Origin of the sequence: Ferruginibacter sp. HRS2-29, assembly GCF_024343615.1 — a bacterium.
GTDB lineage: Bacteria > Bacteroidota > Bacteroidia > Chitinophagales > Chitinophagaceae > Ferruginibacter.
The window spans coordinates 1-2,921 of the sequence record NZ_RJUB01000053.1; the positions used below are offsets into that span (position 1 = coordinate 1).

Sequence of the window (2,921 nt, forward strand, 5' to 3'; positions counted from 1 at the left end):
GCTTCAGGTACTTTGGGAAATGATTTTGGAGTGGCTAATACCAGCATTTGGATATCCGGTTCTAATGCTTTAATCATAAATTTTAATACGCCCGGTAACTATGAAATAAAGTTATTGACAGGCAATCCGACTTGTGGAAGAGATTCTATTACTAAAACCGTTTGTGTTAGTGCCGCTCCAATTGCAGCATTTAATATTGATCAGAATATTGGTTGTGCCCCTTTAACAGTAAATACAACTAATATTTCTCCGGCTGCATTTTGCGGGGTTAATAAGTATCAGTGGTCTGTTACTTATACTTCTGCGGCAGGATGTACTCCGGCCACATCAGGTTATAATTATCTAAATGGTACGAATGCAAATTCTGTAAATCCTCAATTTCAATTTACAAACCCAGGAACTTATATAGTAGGTTTGATAACAACTACTCCTGGTGGTACTTGTTCTTCAACAATAGTTACACGAACGGTAGTAGTAAAAGACAAGCCAAATGTGACACTCAATCCATTTACTACCATTTGCCAGAATCAATCTATAAACCCGGTTGCAAATGTTAGTTGCTATATAAATGGCGCAACGTCTTACGTGTGGAGTTTTCCCGGAGGTACACCCGCCACCTCCACTGCCGCCAACCCCGGAACTATACTTTACAATACTCCAGGAACGTATACCATTACACTTGCTGTCAGCAATGAATGTGGCACTACTACTGTAACACGCAACCTGGCCGTAAACCCTGTGCCGGTTGTTGCTGTACCAACATCGCCGGCCTTATGCGCCGGCGACCAGGCAGGCCCTTTTACTTTTTCGAGTGTACCTGCAGGCGCATCGTTCACCTGGACAAACAGCAATACCTCTATCGGACTGGCGGCTTCGGGAACGGGAAATATTCCTGCATTCCCGGTAAGTAATGCCGGCAGCACCCCTGTAACCGCCGTGATCACCGTAACCGGATCCAATGGGCTTTGCAGCGCCCAGCAATCATTTAATATCACGGTAAACCCGCGGCCGAATGCCCCGGTTGTTACTGCGCAGGTATCTTATTGCCTCAACGCTACAGCATCGCCTTTAACTGCCACCGCCACAGGCACAAATACCTTACTGTGGTATTCGGTACCTGCAGGGGGAACCGGAAGCACCACGGCGCCTGTTCCGTTAACCACCACCGCAGGCACTACATCTTATTATGTAAGCCAGGTGAATACGGGCACCACCTGCGAAAGTGTAAGATCGAGGATCGATGTCATCATACGTCCCATACCAACCATTGGAACAGTAATACCAGTAAACCCATCCACCTGTGGTTCTGCCAATGGAAGTTTTACCATTACCGGCCTTGCAGCTTCCACTTCGCATACAGTACATTATCTTGCTAACGGTAACCCGCAAACGCAAACAATTAACTCCTCAACTTCCGGAACCATTCTCATTGGCGGATTATCCGCCGGAAGTTATACGAATATTTATGTTACCATAAATGGATGTAATTCTCCTGAAATTGGCCCGGTGCAGCTCACCAATCCTGCACAGCCAACCACTCCCGTTGTACCTGCTGTGCCACAGATGTGCAGCGGTGGCACGTTATCGCTGTCTGCAACTTCAGCTACTGCCGGGGTAACCTACAGCTGGACGGGCCCTTCCGGTTATACCAGTGCCCAACAAAATCCTGTTATTCCCAATGCTACTGTGGCAGATGCGGGGGTATACCAGGTGATCGTTACAATCGCCGGTTGTGCTTCCGCGCCGACTAACGTAAATGTTATTGTCAATCAAACGCCCGCGACACCTGCCGCTACCAGCAATAGCCCGGTTTGTACCGGCAATTCGCTGCAATTGAATTCCGGTACGGTTACACCGGGTGGTATGCAATACGCCTGGACCGGCCCCAACGGCTTTACCAGCAATTTGCAAAATCCTTCTATCAGCAATGTTACTTCCGCTGCCGCGGGTACTTACACAGTTATCTATACATCTACCGGGCCCGGGGCATGTGTTTCTGCCGCCGCTACCACCACTGTGGCGATCAATACTACACCTGTACTTACCACAGCTGTTCCCTCAAATCCTACAGCCTGTGGTTCCAATACAGGTTCTATCAGCATTTCAGGGCTTACAGCCGGCCAGGTGTACACCGTAAATTATACATTCAATACTATCCCGCAATCTGCATCCTATCCTGCAGGGCCAACCGGCAACATCCTTATCACCGGCCTTTCCCAGGGTACTTATGCCAATATAAATGTTGTGCTGTCTGGCTGTATCTCCAATAGTCTTGGGCCGGTTATACTTGCTGATCCTAATCCGCCGTCTGCACCTGTTGCATCCAGTAACAGTGCCATCTGCAGCGGGCAGACATTAAACCTTTCGGTAAGTTCCAGCGCACCGGGTGCAGCATCTTACACGTGGAGCGGGCCGAATGGCTTCAACAGTACGCTGCAAAACCCGTCGATAACCAATACAAGTGCCTCCAACGCAGGTTATTATTATGTGTATGTAACCATCAATAATTGTAACTCGCTGCAGGATTCGGTATTGGTTGTTATCAATCCTTTGGGGGCATTACCTGCAGTAACCACACCGGTGAATTATTGTATCAATACAACCTCTGTAGCGTTGACGGCAGTGGCTGCCCCCGGCGGCACGCTTAACTGGTATAACGTAGCCTCCGGTGGAACCCCTTTGCCATCCGCGCCGGTTCCCCCGACTTCTGTTGCAGGTACTACAGCATATTATGTGAGCCAATCTACGGCTGCGGGTTGCGAAGGAAGCAGGGCGCAGATCAATGTAGTGGTTAACCCGGATGCGAAGGCGGTTTTTAACCCCGTCAATACCATCAAATGTGCGCCATACCTGATCGGTAATGCCGATATCGGCCTGCAGGTATTTTCCGCAAATAATGGCGCATACAATTGGTATGCAAA

General features: G+C 48.8%; 1 protein-coding gene. It reads left to right on the forward strand.

What is annotated here, in order from left to right; translation table 11 throughout:
• Positions 1-414: 414 nt before the first annotated feature.
• A partial coding sequence (locus tag EGI32_RS10795) for a PKD domain-containing protein (protein WP_255155398.1) occupies positions 415-2,921 on the forward strand: 2,507 nt, incomplete at its 3' end.